The sequence below is a fragment of the Streptomyces sp. NPDC041191 genome, from assembly GCF_055591945.1.
In genome coordinates, this window is the sequence record NZ_JBVIZC010000029.1 from 1 (window position 1) to 1,147 (window position 1,147).

At 67.2% G+C, this 1,147-nt stretch carries 2 protein-coding genes; both read right to left on the bottom strand.

The genetic code is table 11. The annotated features are described in order from the left end of the window. Positions 1 to 14: 14 nt before the first annotated feature. Entirely contained in the window at positions 15 to 590 is a 576-nt protein-coding gene (locus tag ACZ6AQ_RS28810; RefSeq protein WP_468763697.1) for an IS630 family transposase, read from the bottom strand. Next, the coding region (locus tag ACZ6AQ_RS28815) for an IS630 family transposase (RefSeq protein ID WP_468763699.1) at positions 587 to 1,147 on the bottom strand (561 nt) is incomplete at its 5' end. The genes ACZ6AQ_RS28810 and ACZ6AQ_RS28815, both read right to left, overlap by 4 nt.

The following is a 1,147-nucleotide window of genomic DNA, read 5'->3' on the forward strand; positions in this document are numbered from 1 at the left end:
TACTGATCTTTTCGTTAGTTGGGTGGGGTTGGCGGGTGGAGGGTGAGGCCGGTGTGGGTGAGGAAGGACCAGGGCAGTTGGGGGTTGGTGTTGATCCTGTGGATGCCTTGTTCGGTGGCGTCGGCGACGTCTGCGAGGTGGTCGCCGGCGAGGTTGGCGAGTTCACGCTTCTTGAGCGAGGACCACAGCAGTTCCACCGGGTTGAGCTCAGGCGCGTAAGCCGGTAATCGCTCGAGGGTGAGCCAGTCCTGCTCGGCGGCCCAGGCCCGCATGGCCCGGCTCCAGTGAGCCGACAGCCCGTCCCAGACCAGCACCACCCGCTCACCGCGGTAGAACACCTTCATCCGCTCCAGGACCTCGATGAGAGCAGGGGTGTCGTAGCTGCCGGGCTTGAGGTGGAAGCACAACCGAGGACCTCGGTCCGGGTCGGCGGCGTGGTAACCGAGGGCACCGGCCATCGAGGCCCGCTTCCAGTTCAGCCGGTGCCGCAGGAGAGGCGTGCGGCCGCGAGGCGCGTAGGTGCGGCGGACCTGCGGCAGCAGCGACACGCCTGACTCGTCGAGAAAGACGATCCAGGCACGTGTGTTCACCGCCCCCTTTTGATCCGCGGCCACTCATGAGCGATCCAGCGGGCGATCTCGGACTCGTCCCGCTCGACCGCCCGGCGCTCGGGCCGCTGCAGACTCCATCCGAGCCGGCCGGTCAGCAGCCGCCACACCGACGCTCTCGACAACGTCACCCCTGTCACCCGCTCGACCACCAGGCCGACCCGTTCCAGGGTCCACAGATCGGCCTCGAAACCATGCTTCTGGGCGCCCTGCTCCAGCGCGGTCCGCACCTGCTCAACCTGGGCATCGTCCAGCTTGGGCGGACGCCCGGTGGCCGGACGCCGACGCAACCCGTCCGCGCCGCCTTCCTCCCAGACCCGCTTCCACCGCCGCACACTCTCCTGGCTGACACCCAGCATCCGCGCGATCTCTGCACCAGAACGTTCCTGATCGAACAGCTCGGCCGCCCGCACACGCCGAGCCTCGGCCAACTGCGGCCGGGTCAAAGGAGGAACAACAGGCGAAGGCTTGAAAGACACCGCAACAGGATCCCACCAACGAGGCCAGCGCACCCACGGAACTAACGAAAAGATCAGTAG